At 73.2% G+C, this 19,533-nt stretch carries 19 protein-coding genes; 5 read left to right on the top strand and 14 right to left on the bottom strand.

The genetic code is table 11. The annotated features are described in order from the left end of the window. Positions 1-29 precede the first annotated feature (29 nt). From ACT3SP_RS18110 to ACT3SP_RS18095, 4 genes are all read right to left on the bottom strand, one after another. Positions 30-1,022 carry an alpha-ketoacid dehydrogenase subunit beta gene (locus ACT3SP_RS18110; protein ID WP_444588684.1) on the bottom strand — a complete coding sequence of 331 codons (993 nt, stop codon included), beginning with the start codon at positions 1,020-1,022 and terminating at the stop codon, positions 30-32. Further along, positions 1,019-2,134: a thiamine pyrophosphate-dependent enzyme gene (locus ACT3SP_RS18105; RefSeq protein ID WP_444588694.1), complete on the bottom strand. Its 1,116-nt coding sequence runs from the start codon at positions 2,132-2,134 to the stop codon at positions 1,019-1,021. The genes ACT3SP_RS18110 and ACT3SP_RS18105 overlap by 4 nt, the downstream gene beginning before the upstream one ends. A gap of 212 nt (positions 2,135-2,346) precedes the next feature. Next, positions 2,347-3,585 (bottom strand): anhydro-N-acetylmuramic acid kinase, encoded by a 1,239-nt coding sequence (locus ACT3SP_RS18100; protein WP_444588683.1) that lies wholly within the window; start codon positions 3,583-3,585, stop codon positions 2,347-2,349. Continuing rightward, entirely contained in the window at positions 3,582-5,045 is a 1,464-nt protein-coding gene (locus ACT3SP_RS18095) for a glycoside hydrolase family 3 N-terminal domain-containing protein (protein WP_444588682.1), read from the bottom strand. Before ACT3SP_RS18095 ends, ACT3SP_RS18100 begins: the two co-directional genes overlap by 4 nt. Positions 5,046-5,191: 146 nt before the next feature. Here ACT3SP_RS18095 and ACT3SP_RS18090 point away from each other — a divergent pair, with 146 nt between their 5' ends. Continuing rightward, positions 5,192-5,350: a hypothetical protein gene (locus ACT3SP_RS18090; protein ID WP_444588681.1), complete on the top strand. Its 159-nt coding sequence runs from the start codon at positions 5,192-5,194 to the stop codon at positions 5,348-5,350. A 71-nt stretch (positions 5,351-5,421) separates the two neighbouring features. Here ACT3SP_RS18090 and ACT3SP_RS18085 read toward each other — a convergent pair whose 3' ends face one another. Beyond that, entirely contained in the window at positions 5,422-6,711 is a 1,290-nt protein-coding gene (locus tag ACT3SP_RS18085) for a Gfo/Idh/MocA family protein (protein ID WP_444588680.1), read from the bottom strand. 65 nt (positions 6,712-6,776) lie between these two features. After that, complete coding sequence (locus ACT3SP_RS18080) at positions 6,777-8,105, bottom strand: MFS transporter (protein WP_444588679.1); 1,329 nt, start codon at positions 8,103-8,105, stop codon at positions 6,777-6,779. Positions 8,106-8,318: 213 nt separating this feature from the next. On the opposite strand from ACT3SP_RS18080, the gene ACT3SP_RS18075 reads away from it, so the two are divergent. After that, positions 8,319-8,837: an RDD family protein gene (locus ACT3SP_RS18075; protein ID WP_444588678.1), complete on the top strand. Its 519-nt coding sequence runs from the start codon at positions 8,319-8,321 to the stop codon at positions 8,835-8,837. 52 nt (positions 8,838-8,889) lie between these two features. On the opposite strand, the gene ACT3SP_RS18070 is transcribed toward ACT3SP_RS18075, so the two are convergent. Both ACT3SP_RS18070 and ACT3SP_RS18065 read right to left on the bottom strand, forming a co-directional pair. After that, positions 8,890-9,981, bottom strand: coding sequence for a histidinol-phosphate transaminase (locus tag ACT3SP_RS18070; RefSeq protein ID WP_444588677.1), 1,092 nt, complete (start codon positions 9,979-9,981; stop codon positions 8,890-8,892). A gap of 16 nt (positions 9,982-9,997) precedes the next feature. Continuing rightward, positions 9,998-10,828: an alpha/beta fold hydrolase gene (locus ACT3SP_RS18065; protein WP_444588676.1), complete on the bottom strand. Its 831-nt coding sequence runs from the start codon at positions 10,826-10,828 to the stop codon at positions 9,998-10,000. Between the two features lie 78 nt (positions 10,829-10,906). Here ACT3SP_RS18065 and ACT3SP_RS18060 point away from each other — a divergent pair, with 78 nt between their 5' ends. Both ACT3SP_RS18060 and purB read left to right on the top strand, forming a co-directional pair. Next, positions 10,907-11,299: a phage holin family protein gene (locus ACT3SP_RS18060; RefSeq protein WP_444588675.1), complete on the top strand. Its 393-nt coding sequence runs from the start codon at positions 10,907-10,909 to the stop codon at positions 11,297-11,299. Between the two features lie 105 nt (positions 11,300-11,404). Continuing rightward, positions 11,405-12,820 carry an adenylosuccinate lyase gene (gene purB, locus ACT3SP_RS18055; protein ID WP_444588674.1) on the top strand — a complete coding sequence of 472 codons (1,416 nt, stop codon included), beginning with the start codon at positions 11,405-11,407 and terminating at the stop codon, positions 12,818-12,820. A 38-nt stretch (positions 12,821-12,858) separates the two neighbouring features. Here purB and ACT3SP_RS18050 read toward each other — a convergent pair whose 3' ends face one another. Beyond that, positions 12,859-13,593 (bottom strand): SDR family oxidoreductase, encoded by a 735-nt coding sequence (locus ACT3SP_RS18050; protein ID WP_444588673.1) that lies wholly within the window; start codon positions 13,591-13,593, stop codon positions 12,859-12,861. Between the two features lie 59 nt (positions 13,594-13,652). On the opposite strand from ACT3SP_RS18050, the gene ACT3SP_RS18045 reads away from it, so the two are divergent. After that, positions 13,653-14,423 carry a CPBP family intramembrane glutamic endopeptidase gene (locus ACT3SP_RS18045; RefSeq protein WP_444588672.1) on the top strand — a complete coding sequence of 257 codons (771 nt, stop codon included), beginning with the start codon at positions 13,653-13,655 and terminating at the stop codon, positions 14,421-14,423. Positions 14,424-14,473: 50 nt separating this feature from the next. On the opposite strand, the gene ACT3SP_RS18040 is transcribed toward ACT3SP_RS18045, so the two are convergent. The 5 genes from ACT3SP_RS18040 to pstA form a co-directional block, all read right to left on the bottom strand. Then, a complete protein-coding gene (locus ACT3SP_RS18040; protein WP_444588671.1) occupies positions 14,474-14,800 on the bottom strand; it encodes a rhodanese-like domain-containing protein in 327 nt (108 codons plus the stop codon). Between the two features lie 91 nt (positions 14,801-14,891). Continuing rightward, on the bottom strand, positions 14,892-16,244 hold the full coding sequence (locus ACT3SP_RS18035; protein ID WP_444588670.1) for an FtsX-like permease family protein: 1,353 nt from the start codon (positions 16,242-16,244) through the stop codon (positions 14,892-14,894). After that, positions 16,241-17,215 (bottom strand): ABC transporter ATP-binding protein, encoded by a 975-nt coding sequence (locus tag ACT3SP_RS18030; protein ID WP_444588669.1) that lies wholly within the window; start codon positions 17,213-17,215, stop codon positions 16,241-16,243. The genes ACT3SP_RS18035 and ACT3SP_RS18030 overlap by 4 nt, the downstream gene beginning before the upstream one ends. Before the next feature lie 568 nt (positions 17,216-17,783). Continuing rightward, positions 17,784-18,569 carry a phosphate ABC transporter ATP-binding protein PstB gene (gene pstB, locus ACT3SP_RS18025; protein WP_444588668.1) on the bottom strand — a complete coding sequence of 262 codons (786 nt, stop codon included), beginning with the start codon at positions 18,567-18,569 and terminating at the stop codon, positions 17,784-17,786. Between the two features lie 26 nt (positions 18,570-18,595). After that, the coding region (pstA, locus tag ACT3SP_RS18020) for a phosphate ABC transporter permease PstA (protein ID WP_444588667.1) at positions 18,596-19,533 on the bottom strand (938 nt) is incomplete at its 5' end.

Here is a 19,533-nt window from a genome sequence, read left to right as displayed (position 1 = left end):
TGATCCTTTCACGCGGAGGCGTGGGTCCGTCAGTGCTCGAGCAGGCGGTCCACGCCGTCGAGCACCCGGTCGAGGTCGGGCAGATAGGCGTGCTCCATGCGCGCCGGCGGGTACGGCAGGTGGTAGCCGCCCACGCGGAGCACGGGCGCCTCGAGGTGGTAGAAGCACTGCTCGCTGATCCGGGCGGCGATCTCGGCGCCGAGTCCGCCGAGCACGGGGGCCTCGTGGACGATCAGCAGCCGGCCGGTGCGACGCACCGAGTCCGCGATCGTCGGGAAGTCCACGGGCGAGAGCGAGCGGGCGTCGATGACCTCGAGATCGACGCCGTCCGCCGCAGCGGCCTGGGCGGTCTCGAGCACGAGCGGCATGGAGGGGCCCCAGGCCAGCACGGTCGCATCGGTGCCGGGACGCACCACCTGAGCCTGCCACGGGCTCAGCGGCGGACGGTGGTCGGGATCGACATCGCCCTTGACCCAGTAGCGGCGCTTGGGCTCGAGCATGATCACCGGGTCCTCGCACTCGATGGCCTGGCGAGTCATCCAGTACGCGTCCTGCGCGTTCGAGGGGGCGAGGATCCGCAGCCCCGCGGTGTGCGCGAACAGCGCCTCGGGGCTCTCCGAGTGGTGCTCGACCGCGCCGATGCCGCCGCCGTGGGGGATGCGGATGACCATCGGCAGGTTCACCCGGCCGCTGGTGCGGTTGTGCATCTTGGCGACCTGGGTGGTGATCTGGTTGTAGGCGGGGTAGACGAAGCCGTCGAACTGGATCTCGACCACCGGGCGGTAGCCGCGCACGGCGAGCCCGACGGCGGTGCCGACGATGCCCGCCTCGGCCAGCGGGGTGTCGACCACGCGCTGGGAGCCGAAATCGGCGTGGAGCCCGTCGGTGACACGGAAGACGCCGCCGAGCACGCCGATGTCCTCGCCCATCATGAGCACCTTGTCGTCCGCGGTCATCGCGTCGCGCAGCCCCGCGGTGATGGCCTTGGCGATCGGGAGGGTGGTGGAGGCGGTGGAGCTCATGCGCGGGCCTCCTCGTCGGCGTCGTCCTCGAACTGGGCGATGTACTCGAGGTACTCCTCCCGCTCGGCCTCGACGACCGGATGCGGCTCGGCGTAGGGGTGCTCGAACATGTCCACCGGGTCCGGGTCCTCCATGCCGTGGATGTGATGGTGCAGCTGCATCGCGAGGTCGTGAGCCTCCTCGTCGCAGCGGGTCACGTAGTCCTCGTCGATCGCGCCCAGCTGCTCGAGGTGGCGGCGCAGGCGCAGGATCGGGTCCTTGGCCGCCCACTCCTCCTCCTCGGCCGCGGGACGGTAGCGGGAGGCGTCGTCGCTCGTGGTGTGCGCGGCCATGCGATAGGTGAGGGCCTCGACGAAGACGGGGCCGTGCCCGGAGCGGGCCGAGTCCAGGGCGCTGCGGACGGCGCCGAGCACCGCCAGCACGTCATTGCCGTCCACGCGCACCGAGGGGATGCCCCAGCCGCGGGAGCGCTGGGCGAGGGGGACCCGAGACTGCACCTGGGTGGGCACCGAGATCGCCCACTGGTTGTTCTGCGTGTAGAAGACGACGGGGGCCTGGAAGGACGCGGCGAAGGTGAAGGACTCCGCGACCTCGCCCTCGCTCGAGGCGCCGTCGCCGAACAGCGCGAGGACGGAGGTGTCGGTGGCGTGGTCCCCGGTCCCGACCACACCGTCGCGCTGCAGCCCCATCGCGTAGCCGACGGCGTGCGGAGCCTGGGAGCCGAGCACGATCATGTAGGGGTGGGTGCGCAGCTCGTTGGGGTCCCAGCCGCCGTGGCTGATGCCGCGGAACAGCTCCAGCAGGCGCCAGGGCTCGATGCCGCGTGCCCAGGCGACGCCGTGCTCGCGATAGGTGGGCACCAGGTAGTCCTGCTCGCGCGCGGCGTGGCCGGCACCGATCTGTGCGGCCTCCTGCCCGAGGGCGCTGGCCCACAGGCCCAGCTGGCCCTGGCGCTGCAGGCTGGTGGCCTCCAGGTCGGCGGCGCGGATCATCACCATGTCGCGGTAGTAGCCGCGCAGGCGCTCGGGGGCGGCCAGACCGCTCTGCTCGAGCACGGCGTCGAGCTCGGCGTGCGGGGTGCGGGTGCCGTCGGCCGCGAGGAGCTGGACCATCGGCTCCTCGGCCGCGACATCAGGGATCGTGGATCGGAAGATGCTCACGGGCCCGAGCGTAACCTACGGTGCCGTAAGTACAAAGACGTCGTGCCCGGGCCGTCCCGCGTGTCCCGCCGGGAGGTCGCGCATGAGGAGCGCTCCCCGGGGCGACGGGGCAGGTCGCGAGGACGTGCCGCAGGAGCGGGATCGCCGAGGCAGGACGGGCGCGGTCATGCGCGCTCCTCGGCACGCTCGAGCAGGAGGCGGCCGACGGGGGTGCTGTCGACGGGTGCGTTCGCGGCGGCGGTGCTGTCGCTGCGCGGCACCGGCAGGTGCCGGAGCGCGTGCGGCGGGGTCAGCGCGCCGAGCACGACGGGTCGGGAGGCGCCCGTGTGGGCGGTGCCGTCCCGCGTCGCCAGGGTGCCCGGCAGACCGTGGGCTCCCAGGTAGCCGAGCAGCGCGATGAGCAGAGCCTCCTTGCCGTCGGCGGGGATCCCGAGCTCGTCGGCGTCCACCAGCGGCACCGGCGCGAGACGTGCCGCGAGCCGCTCGCGCAGCAGCGGGTTGCGGATCCCGCCGCCGGAGGCGACCACTCGCCGGGCGCCCAGCGGGGCGACACCGCGGGCGATGGTCACGGCCGTGAGCTCGACCAGGGTGGCGAGCAGGTCCGGCAGGGCGAGCGCCGCCAGGGAGTCCTCGCCCAGCATCCGCCGCAGGTACTGGCCGTCGTAGTGCTCGCGCCCGGTGGAGCGAGGCAGCGGCCGGGCGTAGAACGGGTCGGCGAGCAGGGTCGCGAGCGCCGTCCGGTCGACGGTGCCGGTGCGTGCGAGGCGGGCGTCGAGGTCCGCGGCGCGGCCGGTCGCGGCGTGCACGGCGGCATCGAGCAGGGCGTTGCCGGGGCCGAGGTCCCCGGCGAGCACGTCCCCGGCCCCCACCAGGGTGAGGTTGGAGATGCCGCCGATGTTCAGCACCGCGGTGGGATGCGCCTGCCCGCCGAGCAGGAGCTGGTCGAGCAGCGGGGCGAGCGGGGCCCCCTGGCCGCCGGCGGCGACATCGGCCGTGCGCAGGTCGTGCAGGACGGGCACCGCGGTCGCCGCCGCGATCCGGGAAGCATCGCCGATCTGCAACGTGGCGTGCACGGTCCCGTCGACGCGCACGCCGTGGTGGAGGGTCTGGCCGTGGGTCGCGACGAGGTCCGCGCCGCCGTGGGCGGCGAGCACCGCGGCCGCGGCCTCCGCGAAGGCGTCCCCCACCGCGGCGTGCAGGCGGTTCCAGGTGGCGACGTCCGCGGGGGCCGGCGGCAGCACCGCCCACAGCGCGTCCCGGGTGTCCTCCGGGAAGGGCTCCTCGCCGAGGTGGAGCAGGCGGCCGCGGAGCAGGGAGGGGTCGTCGTGGTCGCGGGCGAACTCGACCAGGGCCACGTCGATCGCGTCCAGGCTGGTGCCGGACATCATCCCGAGGACCCTCATCGGTGCTCTCCCCCGCGCAGGAGCGTCACGGCGGCCCGCATCATGGTGCGGCCGCCGCCGTGGGCGAGCACCAGACGGCGGTGGTCGGGAGCGGCGTCGGGGACGCCGGTGTGGACCACGATCGCGTCCGGCCGACGGGCCAGGAGCTCGGCCAGGCGCGCGCCCTCCCCGGGATCGCTGCGCGGCAGGCGGGTGACCGCGAGCAGCTGTGCGGCCTCGTCGACCTGATCGGGGTAGTCCGGCTCCGCGGCCTGCACGCCCTGTTCGCGCAGCGCCTCGACCAGCTGTTGGGGACGGGCGCCGGACGCGTGCTGGGCCCGGACCCGGAGGTCGACCACGGCCGTCGGCCGCAGATCGAGCTCGGCGTGGCGGCCGCGGACGGCACGGGAGGCGGCCTCGGCGCCGAGCCGGCGCGCGTGACGCTCGGCCGCGTCGAGGTCCGGGGCGGGGACGAAGCGGCGCCGGGTGCGCAGGGTGCGCAGCTGGGCGCGGGTGCGCTCGGCCCGCGCGTGCAGCAGCTCCCGCGGGAGACGACCGGAGTCGACCGCATCCACCAGGGCGTCGTGGGCCTCGCGGAGCATCTGCCGGTCGTCGCGGCCCATGGAGGTGCCCAGGCACAGCAGGTCGGCGCCGGCCTCGATCGCGCGCACCACCGCCTCGGCGCAGCCCGGGTCGGCGGCGACCGCCGCCATCTCGAGGGCGTCGGTGATCACCAGGCCGTGGAAGGTCCCGCCCACGGCGCGGTCCAGCAGAGGCCGGGACCAGGCAGAGATCGAGGCGGGGCCCTCGCCGAGCGCGGGGACCAGCACGTGCGCGGTCATCACGCTGTCGAGCCAGGGCGCGATCCGCCACGGCGCGAGGTGCTCGCGCACGAACTGGCCCTCGTCGAGGTCGATCCGGGGCAGGGCGGTGTGGGAGTCGGTCGCGGTCGCGCCGTGGCCCGGGAAGTGCTTCGCACAGGTGCCCAGGCCCGCCTCGGTCAGTCCGGTCGCGAAGGCGCGGGCATGGGCGGCGACCCGGTCGGGGTCGTCGCCGAAGGCGCGGGTGCCGATGACCGGGTTCGCCGGGTCGGTCGAGACGTCGAGCACCGGGGCGAGGTCGAGATCGATGTCGCAGGCGGCGAGCACGCCCCCGAGGGCGCCGCCCACGCGGCGGGTCAGGTCCGTGTCGTCGGCCTCCCCGAGCGCCCAGGCGGTGGGCAGGAAGGAGCCGGTCGTGGCCTGGAGGCGGGTCACGTCCCCGCCCTCCTCGTCGATCGCGACCGCGCAGTCCACGCTGCGGTCGTGGATCGATCGCGCGAGCTGCGCGGCGGTGCGGGAATCGGGGGTGTTGTGCCCGAACAGGATCACCGAGGCGAGGCCCGCGTCGAGCAGCTCCCCCACCCAGGCCGGGAGGGAGGTGCCGGTGAAGGGGGCCATGATCACGCCGAGGGCGTCGGCGTCCCAGTGCGGATCAGTCATGCTTCAGCCTTTCACGGGATCGCGTCTCGGTGTCGGATCGCCCGGGAGGATGCCGCCTCCGGGGGACGCCCCCTGTCGACGCCGGACCCTCGACCATCGGAGGTCGACAGCGCCGGACGCCTCCCGGGAGCCCTCGACCATCGGCGATGCCGCCCTCTCCCGCGTCGAGCGGTCGCCGTGGCCGGTCGACCGGCACCGTGCTGATGCTCACGACGGGCGTGGTGCTGATGCCCTGGTCGCGCCTGCGCAGGCGCCCCGCCGACGCTGCGGCGGCCTCGCCCGCGGCCGACGGCTCCGCGGGCTGATGCGGAGCACGAGGACCCCCGGGCTCCGGGCCCGGGGGTCCTCGCGTCGGTGCGCTCGCGCGATGGCGACCTCAGCCGGCCGCCTCGGCGCGCGCCTCCTGCTCCGCCCACAGCGCCTCGAGATCGATCGGCTCCTGGTCGGCATCGAGATCGACCACGGGCAGCGGGCAGTCGCCGAGGTCCCGGATCTCCAGCCGCTCGCCGCCGCGGTTCATCGACTGGTGGGCGATGACGCCGGGCAGGGTGTAGCGGGCGGCCTTCCAGGCGTTGACCACGGGCTGATGCGCATCGGCCACGGCGCGGGCGAAGTCGTCGACGAGGAAGTGGTGCGCCCCCTCGTGACCGTTGGGCAGACCCTGGAGCTCCTTGGGCAGGCGGGCCTGATGGTGGGCGGGCGCGGCGCCGGCCACGAAGGCGTCGCGCAGCGCCGGGGAGACGTCGGCCAGGCGCGGATCGTCCAGGCTCATGGTCGAGCCGGTGGCGATCAGCTCGGTCACCTCCAGCACGCGCTTCTTGTCGTGCCAGTAGGTGACGTCGATGGTCTCCTCGAAGGAGGACTCCTCGCCGAAGAAGCGGAAGCGGGACTCGCGCTTGTGGCTGGGGTAGCCCACGCGGCGCAGCTCGTTGGTGCGGAAGGCGCCGCCGTTGTCCATCCCGAACAGGGCGAAGGCGTTGGAGACGTCGTTCCCGAACATCGAGACGTCCTTGTCGAACACGCCGTCGCCGCGGGTGTCGGGGCGGCCCAGCGCGGAGACCGAGGTGGCATGGCGCTCGTCGATCACGCCGAGGATGCCGCCGATGGAGTGGGTGGGGTAGAGCAGGGGCGGGTAGGAGGCGGTGGACTTCCACTGCTCGCCGCCGGAGTACCTGTAGGCGTCGTAGAAGCCGAGGTCCATGTCGTGGACGTAGTCGCCCTCCGCGTAGAACACCTCGCCGAAGGCGCCGCTGCGGTGGATGCGGCGGGCCAGCACCACGGCGGCGTTGTACTGGCTGGTCTCGCCCATCATGTAGACCAGGCCCGTGCGCCGGACCTCCTCGGTGATCTGACGGATCTCCTCCTCCTCGATCGCCATCGGCACCGCGGAGTAGACGTGCTTGCCGGCGCGCAGGGCGGCCAGGGCGTGCTCGCCGTGGGTCCAGCGCTGGGTGAAGATCGCGACGGCGTCGACGTCGGAGGCCAGCAGCTCCTCGAGGGTGTCGAAGCGACCGGCGAAACGCACCCCGCGCGCCTCGACGGCGTCGATCCGCTCGGGGACGGCGTCGACGGCATACAGCGCGTCGACCTCGGGGTGGGCGGCGAAGAGCTCCGCGAAATGCGATCCGAACTGCCCGATACCGACGATGCCCAGCGTGAACGACATAGTTCCTCCTTGAAAATAACTGACGGGGAGAACGTTACGTCAGGGGCCGGGCGAGCGGCAAGCCCTCAGAGCCGGCGCCACCGCCCCGAGCGCCAGACGTCCCGCCAGGGCGGCACCTGCCTCCCGCGGGCGGACATCCTGCGCCGCAGGTTCCTGCGGGTGATGAGCATGCCCGCCACGCCGATCGCGAGCATCGGCAGCTGGACCGCGAAGGCGAGGCGGAAGGCCTCGAGGTCGTAGTCGCCGCCGGGACGCAGCAGGTCGAGCACCACACCGATCAGCAGGATCGAGGTCAGGCCGCCGATGAACCCGCCCATGATCACCACGCCGGTCGCGGTGCCCAGGCGGTGCCGGGCGAGATCGGTGCGCGGGAAGTCGAAGCCGACGCTGCTGGCCGGGCCGCCGATCGAGAAGCCGGCGACCAGCACGATCAGCAGCCACATCGGGGCCGGCCCCGGCCACAGCACCAGCGCGAGCAGCGGCACCACGATGGCCGCCACGATCAGGAGCACGAGGGTGGAGCGGCGCAGGGGATGGCGCTGGGTGAGGGCACCGATGAGAGGGCCGGCCACGACCGCGACCACCACCAGCACCGTCATCACCGCGGAGGCCGCGGGCCGGCTGAGCCCCTCGCCCGCGGTGAGATACGGGTAGCCCCACATCATCGAGAAGGCGATTCCCGTGAACCCGGCCGTGTAGTGGGTGAAGAAGCCCAGCTGGGTGGAGGGGTGACGGAGGATCCGGCCCAGCACCACGGGGATGCGTCGCAGGTCCTGCCGGACCGCGGGGCGCGGGATGCCCGGCGGGGTCGCTCGCACGACCAGCAGCACCAGCATCGCCGCGAGCGCGCTGAGGGCCGCGGCGGAGGAGAAGGCGGGGCCCCATCCCGCGACGCTCAGCAGCGCCACGAAGGGGACGGCGGAGGCGATCTGCCCCACCTGGCCGAGGATGCCGGTGAGCTGGGTCAGCAGCGGCACTCGTCCCGGCGGGAACCAGGCCGGGACCAGCCGGATCGCGCTCGAGAAGGTCAGCGCGTCCCCCGCGCCGAGGACGATGCGCGCGATCATCGCGAGCCCCAGCACATCGGTCTGGGCCATCAGCAGCTGGCCGAGCGCCATCAGGATCGCGCCGGCGGTGAGGGTGACGCGGGAGCCGTGGCGGTCCAGCAGCACCCCCGCGGGCACCTGGGCCAGCGCATACACGCCCAGCTGCAGCACCACGAAGGTGGAGACGATCGTCGCCGAGGCGCCGAACCGCTCGGTGGCCTCGAGACCGGCGACCCCCATCGTGGTGCGCTGCAGGACGGCGATCGCGTAGGCCGTCACCGCCGCGATCCACACCACGCGGGCGCGCCTCCCGCCGAGGAGGGCGACGGGGACGGGGGCGGTGCTCATGAGGGTCCTTCGTGCGAGGCGGGTGCGGCCGGGTGCAGTCGGACCGCTCGCCTCGGGCGCTCTCCCGACGATGGCAGGGCCCGACCGGGATCGAGGCTATCGGCGGCGGGTGCGGCGGAGTAGTGATGTCCACGCCTTGCCATCGGACGGTGACCGGCGAGGAACGGACGAAAGTCGATGGCCCGCCGCCCGCCGCGGTGCTTGGGTGGGTGGATGCACCCCCTCGCGTCCCGACGCTGCCTCGCCCACCTCACCGACTGCGTCGGATACCTGGGCGTCGCCGCGGCGACCCTCCCCGTCGGCGTGCTCGTGGTGACCACCACGGACCTCGGCCGCGTGCCGCTGTTCGGGCACCTCGTGAGCACGGTGCCGCCCGCGATCGCGACCGTCCTCGCGGCCCGGGCGGAGGCCGGACCGCACCGGGCCACCTGGGGCAAGCGCCGACAGGGCCTCGAGGTGGTCGGGCGCGACGGCGGAGCGATGAGCCTCGGCGAGGCGCTCGGACGGAACGCCCTGAAGATCTTCGTGCCCTGGCAGCTCGGGCACCTCACGGCGATCGGCGCCGCCTGGGGCGGGTTCGAGGAACGGGATCCGCTGACCCTCGCGAGCTCGATCGCCGTCTACACGGTCATCGGCGTCCATGCATGGACGGGTCTGCGCGGCACGGGCCGCGGCGTGCACGACCTGCTGGCCGGCAGTCGCGTCACGGCGGTCGCCCCGGCGAGGGCCTGAGGACCCGCCGACCTCGACGTCGTCCGGCGGACCAGCGCTCGCTCCCTGCGGATCAGCGCTCGCGCCAGGAGGCGCCGATCTCGATCAGGCGGTCGTTCGCCTCCGGCTCGGCGATCGTGGCCCGCACCCCCTCGACGCCGTAGGCCCGCAGCACGAGGCCGCGCGCGTCGGCGAACTCGGCGAAGGCGGCGGAGTCCTCCCCGAGCGGGAAGTAGACGAAGTTGCCCTGGCTGACCGGCAGCTCCCAGCCCTGGGCGGTCAGAGCCGCGACGACCCGGGAGCGCTCGGAGCGGATCTGCTCGGCGCGGCGCCCCAGCTCCTCCTGCACCTCGGGGCGGAGGCTGGCCAGCGCCGCCGCCTGCGCGGGGACCGAGGCTCCGAAGGGCACGGTGACCTGGCTGAGAGCGCGGGCCAGGCGGGGATGCGCGACCGCGTAGCCGATCCGCAGCCCGGCCAGGCCCTGCAGCTTGGAGAAGGTGCGCAGCAGCACGACGTTGCCGTGGCGGCGGAAGATCCCGGCGGTGCCCAGCACGGTGGCCGGGTCGTGGAACTCGCGGTAGGCCTCGTCGATCGCGACCACCACGTCCTCGGGGACCCGCTCGAGGAAGTCCTCGACCTGCTGGGTGGACAGCGACGGGCCGGTGGGGTTGTTCGGGGTGCACAGCAGGATCAGTCGGGTGCGGTCCGTGATCGCCTCGGCCATCGCCTCGAGGTCGTGCTCGGCCCGGGCCGTCAGCGGCACCTGCACGGCGGAGCCGCCGTGGGCGCCGACGAGGATCGGGTACGCCTCGAAGGAGCGCCATGCGTACACCACCTCGTCCCCCTCCCCCACCAGGGCGCGCACCAGATCGCCGGTGACGGCGACCGAACCGGTGGACAGCGCGATCTGCGCGGGGTCGACGCCGTGCTGGACGCCGAGCGCCTCGCGCAGCGCGACGGCGGCGGCATCCGGGTAGCGGTGCGCGGCGTCGAGGGAGGCGATCACGGCCTCGCGCACGGCAGGCACCGCGGGGAACGGCGACTCGTTCGAGGAGACCTTGTATCGCACCATGCCGTCGTCGGCCGGAGGCCTGCCGGGGACGTAGGCGGGAAGGTTCTCGAGAGCAGGGCGCAGGCGGACGGTCTCGGCGGGCTGGTCGGACATGCCTCCAGGGTAGGCCTCAGCCGAGCAGCGCGAGGGCCTCGTCCGCGACCAGGCCGGGCTGTGCGAACGGCACGAGGTGTCCCGAGTCGTGCGCCTCGACGTACCGTCCGCCGGGATGCGCGCCCGCGCTCGCGGCATGGGCGGTCGAGAGCTGGTCACGCAGGGCCCGATCCGATCTCCCGGCGCGACGACCGGAGATGACGGTCACGGGCACCGGCCCGATCTCGAGGGGGTCCAGGCGCAGGCCGCGCAGGCCACGGACCACATGGGCGTTCTCCGCCCGCATCGCCTTCGCCGCGGCCGGCGTGGACGCGGCGTCGAGGGCCGGGGTGCGATACGGCTCGGGAAGGCCGCTCGCCTGAGCGCCCAGAAGGGGGCGCAGCAGACCGACGCGGGCCAGGCCCTCCAGCAGCGGCCCCTGCGCGGCGCCCAGGATCGCCATGCCCCGGGAGAAGTACAGCTCCGCATGCTCGTCGGCGGGATCGACCAGGACGAGGCCGGAGAGCTCCGACAGCCGCGCGGCGGCCGTGCGGACCACCGGTCCTCCCCAGCTGTGACCGACGAGGACGAGGCGCTCGTGCTCGAGGCTCCTGCTCACGCAGAGGAGATCGTCGGCGAGGCGCGCGAGGTCGCGGGGGCGGGGGTCGGGATCGGACGCGCCGTAGCCGGCGCGATCGTAGGCGAGGACCCGCGTGTGCCCCGCCAGGTGCTCCATCACCGGACCCCAGCTGTGCGCTCCGGCGCCGAGCCCTGCCTCCAGGACCACCAGGCCGGGCCCCGCACCCATGGCGATCGTGCGCAGGCGACGGCCGTCGGCTGTGCGCACCGACCCTTCGTCCCCTGTCATGCACGCAGTGTGGCACGCCATCGGAGGCGAGGAGATCCGGGATGCGCCACCCAGGGTCATCGGGGGACAATGGGTCCCATGAGATTCCTCGGCCACATCCTCGTCACCGGTCTCGCGCTGTGGGTCACCGCCCTGATCCTGCCCGGCATGCATCTGGGCGACGACAGCGCCTCCCTGCTCACCCAGGTGCTCACGATCGGCGCGATCGCGCTGATCGTGGCGCTGATCAACCTCATCGTCAAGCCGATCCTGTCGCTGCTGACGCTCCCGATCACCTGCGTGACGCTGGGACTGTTCCAGCTGGTCATCAACACGCTGATGCTGCTGCTGGCGAGCTGGGTCTCCGCGCTGGTGGGGCTGACGCTGGAGTTCGACAGCTTCTGGTGGGCGCTGCTGGCCGGCATCATCATCGGCATCCTCTCGGCCATCGTCGAGGCCGTCACCGGGCTCGGGGAGCGCGCCGAGGAGTGATGCCTCCCGGCCCGTCGGCCCCACGGGCGGCGGGTGACGCACGGAGCGCGGCGCGGACGCGGGACGCTCCGGCGCGAGGCGCCGGAGGTCTGGAAGGATGACCCCATGGCTCACTCCTTCGCGGACATCACCCCGCAGATCGCCCTGACCCCGCTCGACGGCCGCTACCGCGCGCAGACCGCGCCGCTGGTCGACCACCTCTCCGAGGCGGCGCTGAACCGCTCCCGCCTGGTGGTGGAGACCGAGTGGATGATCCACCTGCTCGACGGCGAGGTGATCCCCGGCCTGCGGACGCTGACCGACGAGGAGCGCGCCCTGCTGCGCGCGATCCCCGAGGAGTTCGGCGCCGAGGGCATCGCCGAGCACGCCGAGATCGAGCGGGAGACCGTCCACGACGTCAAGGCGATCGAGTACTACATCAAGCGCCGCCTGGCCGGCACCTCCCTCGAGCCCCTGGCCGAGGTGGTGCACATCTACTGCACCAGCGAGGACGTCAACAACCTCTCCTACGCCCTGATGGTCAAGGGCGCGGTCGAGCAGGTCTGGCTGCCCGCCCTGCAGGGCGTCATCGAGGACCTCACCGCCCTGGCCCGCGACGCCGCCGAGGTGCCGATGCTCTCGCGCACCCACGGACAGCCCGCCACCCCCACGACGCTCGGCAAGGAGATCGCGGTGTTCGCCCACCGCCTCCGCCGCCAGGAGCGACGGATCAGCGCCGACGAATACCTGGGCAAGATCAACGGCGCGACGGGAACCTACGCGGCGCACGCCGCCTCCGTCCCCTCCGCCGACTGGCAGGCGGTCGCCCGCGGCTTCGTCGAGCACCTGGGCCTGAGCTGGAACCCGCTGACCACGCAGATCGAGTCGCACGACTGGCAGGCCGAGGTGTACGCCGACATCGCCCGCGCCGGCCGCATCCTGCACAACCTCGCCACCGACGTGTGGACGTACATCTCGCTGGGCTACTTCCGTCAGCGGCTGTCGGCGCAGGGCGGCACCGGCTCCTCGACCATGCCGCACAAGGTCAACCCCATCCGCTTCGAGAACGCCGAGGCGAACCTCGAGATCTCCGGGGCGCTGCTGGACTCCCTGTCCCAGACGCTGGTCACCTCGCGCCTGCAGCGGGATCTCACCGACTCCACCACCCAGCGCAACATCGGCCCCGCGATCGGGCACTCGCTGCTGGCGATCGCGAACCTGCGCACGGGCCTGGCCGGCCTGGACGTGGACGCCGAGGCGATGGCCGCCGACCTCGAGGGCAACTGGGAGGTGCTCGGCGAGGCCGTGCAGTCCGTGATGCGCACCCTCGGCGTGCAGGGCGTGCCCGGGCTCGACAACCCCTACGAGCGGCTCAAGGACCTCACCCGCGGTCACCGCGTGGACGGCGAGGGAATGCGCGAGTTCATCGGCTCGCTGGGACTGCCCGCGGCCGAGCAGGAGCGCCTGCTGGCGCTCAGCCCCGCGACCTACACCGGCTACGCGGCGAGGCTCGTCGACCACCTGGACGCCGGGCGCGACTGATCCCTGCGGCGGGGGCCGTCGGGATCCGGTGCCGGCCCTCAGCCGATCGCGCGGGGGCGGAGGTCGATCGTCGCCACGACGGCCTCCTCGGGGGCGCGCAGCGTGAACGCGATCGCGGCGGCGACCGTCGCGGGGCGCAGGTACCGCTCCGTCTCGTAGGCGCCGTCCTCGGCCGCGCGCAGCTCGTGCTGCATGTCGGTGTCGACCCGGCCCGGATGCACCGCGCTGACCCGCACCCCGTGGGCAAGCTCCTCCTGCCGCAGCGCGTCGGTCCAGGCGCGCAGCGCGAACTTCGAGGCGGAGTAGGCGCCCCGCTCCCCCTTGGCGTTGAAGCCGGAGCCGGAGTTGACCGCGACCACGGTGCCGCGCGCCTCCCGCAGGGCGGGCAGCAGCAGACGCGTCAGCTCCGAGACGGCGGTGACGTTGACCGCGAAGTTCCGTTCCCAGTCCGCGACGCTCAGCTCCTCGACGCTGCCGTTGACCAGGATGCCCGCCGAGTGGACCAGGCCGCTGAGCCCGCCCGGGAGGTCCAGGGCCGCGGCCGCGGCGGCCGTGGCGGCATGGTCGGTGAGGTCCGCGACGAAGGTCTCGGCCGACGGCAGCGCGGCGGCGAGCTCGGCCAGGACCCGCCCGTCGCGGCCGGCGAGGATCAGGTGATGATCGGCGGAGAGCTCCTCGGCGACGGCGCGGCCGATCCCGCGGTTGGCCCCCGTGACGAGGACGGCGGGACGGGCCTCGCTGGTGGCGGCGGGGTTCTGCGCGATGTCGTTCATGACCCGAGTCTGTCACGGACCGCTCCGACCGACGGCGGACCCCCGCCGGCGGTGAGACCATGGTCGGCGTGGCGACCATGACGGAGACGCGGGCCTGGCTGCGGGCCGAGGTGCTGATCGTCCTCGCCCTGTCGCTGGGGCGCAGCGCCGTCTACTCGCTGCTGTCCCTCGCGCAGGCCCTCGCCGCCGGGCCGCTGGCCGCCCAGTCCACCGCGCTGAACACCTCGCTGCGCCAGGACCCGTGGCTCGACCTGCTGTACCAGCTGCTGTCGGCCCTGTTCGCGATGGTTCCCGTCGCGCTCGTGGTGCTGCTGCTGGCGCTGACCGCCGGATCGGTCCACCAGGCGCTGCGGGACCTGGGGCTCGATCTCGGCAGGCCGCTGCGGGACCTGCTCCACGGCATGCTGCTCGCCGCCGGGATCGGACTGCCGGGGCTCGCCGTCTACTACCTGGGCCGGCTGCTGGGGGCCACGGTCGAGGTGATCCCCGCGGCACTGGACACCCACTGGTGGACGCTGCCGGTGCTGGTGCTGCACGCGGTGAAGAACGCCGTGCTGGAGGAGGTGGTCGTGGTCGGCTACCTGTTCCAGCGGCTCGAGCGGCTGGGCTGGTCCGCACGGCGGATCATCGTGGTCTCCGCCCTGCTGCGCGGTGCCTATCACACCTATCAGGGGGTGGGGCCGGGCCTGGCGAACCTCGTGATGGGGCTGGTGTTCGGCGAGTGGTACCGGCGCACCCGGCGCACGATGCCGCTGGTCATCGCCCACACGCTGCTGGATGTGTGCGCCTTCGTGGGCTACGCGCTGCTGCAGGACGTGATCGCCACCTGAGTCCCGAGGGGACGACGCCGGGGCCGGCTCAGAAGGTGCTCAGAGGATGCTCAGAGGATGTAGGCCTCGTCCTCGCCGTCGGACTCGATGGGGAGCCCGGACTCGAACCACAGGTCCATGCCGCCGGCGACGTTGACCGCGTCGAAGCCGTTGGCGGTCAGCCACTGCGTGACCTGGAAGCTGCGGCCCCCGGTGCGGCAGACGATGTACAGGTCGGCATCGTCCTCGGGCAGCTGCTCGAGGTTCTGCAGCAGGGTGCTGGCCGGCAGGTGCTGAGCGGCGGGCGCATGGCCCGCATCCCACTCGTTCTGCTCGCGCACATCGATGAGATGCGCGCCCTCGGGCACTTCGTTCGGGGCGACGGTCTCGATGTCCATGCAGACCAGCGTACTGGTCCGGGCCCGGCGTGGTGGAGCTGCCGCCGGTCCCGGACCGGTCGCCGCCGGGCCCGGCACGATCACCGCAGGATCAGGCCGCGCGCCGTGCGTACCGCCGCACCAGCGGGGAGCCGACCAGCACCGCGGCGATCACCAGGGCGTAGGCGGCGACCACGCTCAGCAGGTACTGGAGTGCGACCAGCGGGTCGCTCGGGGCGCCGCCGAGCACGGCCATGACCACCAGCAGGGCGGTGAGCGTGGCGAGCACCGAGCTCAGCAGCACCGGCAGGGAGATCTCGGCGATCCGGGCACGGTGCAGCTGTCCCACCTCCGCCCCCGCGATGTGCTGAGCGCGCAGCACGGGCGCCTGGTCGATGACCCGCGCGGTCTGGGTGACGCCGGTGCTCACGGCGGCGAGCACCGCGGCGATCCCGAGGGTCAGCACCCCGCCCGTGGACATCGCCGCGGACATCATCGCGTCCTCCGCGGACATCTCCCGGGTCAGCAGCGAGAGCACGGTGAGGAATCCGGCGATCACCAGGGCGAAGGTGATCCCGGAGACGGCCCGCCAGCCCGCCCGCGGATCCGCGGCCAGACGCCGCGCGCCGACCAGCAGCGAGGGCGTCGGTGCGGTGCGCGCCACCAGCAGCGCGGTGGCCCAGACGATGAAGGGACCCACCACGTTCATCCCGGCCACGATCGCGCCGATGAACACGACCATCACCGCGACCATCACCATGCCGTCCGCGACGCCGCCCAGCAGCGTCCCGCCGACCTGCATGAAGCCGAAGAATCCGAGGATCAGCAGGGCCCACAGCACCACGCGGAGCACGGACATGCGCACCACCCGGGAGTCGCGGGCGACGCCGAGCGGGCTGAGCACCACCCCGGTCAGGGACACGGCGGCGGATCCCGCGGCGAGGACCACCATGGCGACCACCAGCAGCGGATAGACCCACCAGGGCATCAGCAGGTCGGCGACGGTGAACGGTGCGATCCCGAAGTCGAGCGCCGTCAGCGGCGGTGTCACGGCGAGGTGCAGGACCACCCCGCACAGGGCGCCGAGCAGGGCCTGGGCGGCGACGTCGAGCACCGCGACGGTGCCGACCTGGCCACTGGTCCCGCCGACCAGCCGAGTGGTCGCGAGGTCCTTCTCGCGGCGCGCGAGGGAGAGTCGCGCGGCCGAGCCGCCGAGGCCGACGGCGCTCGGTATCAGCAGCACCGAGGCGACGATCGCGCACATCACGAGGAAGGGCATGACCGATGCCTCGCCGGTCAGCGGGCCGTCGGCCTGCGCGGGAAGGCGTCCGACGAAGGCGGCGGCGCCGCCGAGCACCGTCGCGGTGATCGCGGTCGCGGCGGCGAAGGCGATCACCGGCAGCACGTCGGCGAGCGCGCCGCGGCGGCGCAGCAGCAGAGGGGCGGCGGAGAGCAGCGCGGTCATCGCGACACCTCGCCGCTGCGGGCCTGCGGCCGCACGAACTCCTGGGCGATGCGGCCGTCCCGCATGGCGACGGTGCGGCGGCATGCCGCGGCGACCTTCGCGTCGTGGGTGACCATGACCAGGCTGGCCCCGGACTCGCGGCAGGAGTCCACCAGGATCTGCAGCACCGACTGACCGGTGGCCTGGTCGAGGGCGCCGGTCGGCTCGTCGGCGAAGACCACCGAGGGGCGGCCGGCCAGGGCCCGGGCGATCGCGACCCGCTGTGCCTGGCCGCCGGAGAGCTGGGTGGGGCGGCGGTCGTGCATCCCCGTGAGCCCCAGGCGGTCGAGCCAGGAGCCCGCCTCCGCGGTCGCGGCGCGACGGGATGCGCCGCCGAGCATCCGCGGCAGGATCACGTTCTCGATCGCGGTGAGCTCGGGGAGCAGCTGCCCGTCCTGGAACACGAAGCCGAAGTCGCTGCGGCGCAGGCGGGTGCGGCGTCGGTCGCCCAGCGCGGCGAGGTCGGTCCCGTCGTGGTGCACGGTGCCCGAGGTCGGGGTGAGGATGCCGGCGAGGATGTGCAGCAGCGTGGTCTTGCCGCAGCCGGAGGGGCCCATCACGGCCAGCGAGTCGGCGCGGGCGATGTCGAGGTCCACACCGTCCAGGGCGCGGGTGGCCGCGCCGGAGCCGCCATAGGTCATGAGCAGTCCGCGGGCGGAGAGCACCGAGGAGAGCGGGCCCGCCCCGTCCCGCGCGGCGGGCAGCGGGGCCGGGCCACCGGGGTGAGCCGCGGAGGCGGGCGCGGGAGCGGGGTTCGCGGCGGCGGCCAAGGCTGAGGCGGGCGCGGCGGGGTCCTGCGGGACTGAGGCGTGCGCGGGAGCGTCGTGCGGGGCGGCGACGTGCGCGGCTGAGGCGGGCGGGGCGGCGTCGTGCGCGGCTGCGGCGTGCGTGTCCGGGCCGACGGGGGCCGACGAGAGCTGGTTCGTGTTCATGGCTCCCAGCCTCCCGCTCCCGCCAGCGCGGCGCGTCCTCCCCCGGGGCGGTTCCTGGCACGACGGGTCAGACCGTGGTCTGATCCTGCGTGCACCCCGGTGCCTCGCCCGCAGGGCACAGCACTCCCCGCACGCACCCGGGGGCGGGCGCGCGGAACCGGGCGCACCCGGGGAGCAGGGGCAGGGCCGGACGCGAGGGGCCGCACTCCGCCGGGGACGAGGGCCCGGACACCCCCGGGGACGGGGGCCCGGACACCGCCGGGGACGGGGGCTCGGGCCGCACGCCCCCCAGGGACGAGGGCCCGAGCCGCACGGCGCCCCCGGGACGAGAGGCCAGGGGACGACGCGCCGAACGGATCCCCCGATCCCGTGCACGGGTGAGCGAAATCGGAAGAATCGACGTACGGCACCGGCGCGTCGGCCGCTCCCCCGCCACCGACCAGCCGACACGGCTGCTCCCGGCGCCCGGCCGGCCGACGCAGCCGCTCCCCCGCGACCGGTCGATCGGCGCGACCGGCCCACAGCGGCGAGGAGCCGGGGCCGGGGCGTGTCCCGGAGGCGGGACGGATCAGCCGAAGCGGCCCGAGATGTAGTCCTCGGTCTGCGTGTTGGCCGGGTTGGTGAACATCTTCTCGGTGTCGTCGATCTCGATGAGGTGCCCGGGTTTGCCGGTGCCGGCGATGTTGAAGAAGCCCGTGCGGTCCGAGACGCGGGAGGCCTGCTGCATGTTGTGGGTGACGATCACGATCGTGTACTCCTGCTTGAGCTCGTGGATCAGGTCCTCGATCGCGAGCGTGGAGATCGGGTCCAGTGCCGAGCAGGGCTCGTCCATCAGCACCACCTCGGGCTGCACCGCGATGGTCCGCGCGATGCACAGGCGCTGCTGCTGACCTCCCGAGAGGCCCATGCCGGGCTTGTCCAGGCGGTCCTTGACCTCGTTCCACAGGTTCGCGCCCCGCAGCGCGCGCTCGGCGAGCTCCTCGGCGTCCGTGCGGGAGATCCGGCGGTTGTTGAGCTTCACCCCGGCCAGCACGTTGTCCCGGATCGACATGGTCGGGAAGGGGTTGGCCTTCTGGAACACCATCCCCACGCGGCGGCGCACGTTGACCGGGTCGACCCGCGGGTCGTAGATGTTCTCGCCGTTGATCTCGACGGTGCCCTGGGCATAGGCGCCGGGGATCACCTCGTGCATGCGGTTCAGCGTGCGCAGGAAGGTCGACTTCCCGCAGCCGGAGGGACCGATCAGGGCGGTCACGGAGCGAGGGCGGATCTGGACGTCCACACCCTCCACGGCGAGGAAGTCGCCGTAGAAGATGTCGAGGTCCTCGACGTTGATGGGCTGGGGGGCTGCCATCGGGTGTCCTTTCGCAGGGGCCCGGCTCAGCGGCTGAGCTTCGGGGAGAAGTAGTGGCTGACCAGGCGCGCGACGATGTTCAGCACCATCACGATGACGATCAGGGTGAAGGCGGCCGCCCAGGCACGATCGATGTTCGTGGTGAGCGAGCAGGCGTACACCTCCTGGTTCACCGGGTTCGTGACCGTCTCGCTCATGCAGTTGGCGTTGCCGTTGCGGTACTGCTGGTTGATGAAGGTGGGCAGCGTCGCCATGCGCCCGTCGAACATGTCCCAGTTGATCGAGGTGACCATGCCGACGGTGAGCAGCAGCGGCGCGGTCTCACCGATCACGCGGGCGATCGCCAGGGTGATGCCGGTGGTCAGACCCGCGATCGCGGTGCGCAGCACGACCTTGACGATCGTGAGCCACTTCGGCACGCCGAGGGCGTAGGCGGCCTCGCGCAGGTCCATCGGGACCAGGCGCAGCATCTCCTCGCTGTTGCGGACCACGGTGGGGATCATCAGCAGGGACAGCGCGACCGCGCCCATGATGCCCATGCGCACGCTCTGATCGGGCATGAAGGCGATGAACACCGCCAGGCCGAACAGGCCCGCCACGATCGAGGGGATGCCGGTCATGACGTCCACCAGGAAGGTGACGCCCCGTCCGAGCGTCCTCTTCCATCCCTGGTCCGCGTACTCCACCAGGAAGATCGCGGTGAACAGACCCACCGGGATCGAGATGAGCGAGGCCCACAGGGTGATCAGCAGGGTGCCGATGGTCGCGTGCACGACGCCGCCGGCGTCGGCGCCGCCGATGATCCCGGACATGTCCGTCGTCCAGAAGGCGAACGGCGAGGGGCGGGCGGCGATCACGCGGGTCATTCCCCGGGAGACGACCTCCCACAGCAGCGAGAGCAGCGGGAACATCGAGATCGCGAAGGCGCCGATCACCAGCAGGGTCATCAGCCGGTCCATCGCCC

The organism is Brachybacterium sp. AOP43-C2-M15 (genome assembly GCF_052446295.1).
GTDB lineage: Bacteria > Actinomycetota > Actinomycetes > Actinomycetales > Dermabacteraceae > Brachybacterium.
This window is presented reverse-complemented; position numbering and strand designations above follow the sequence as displayed.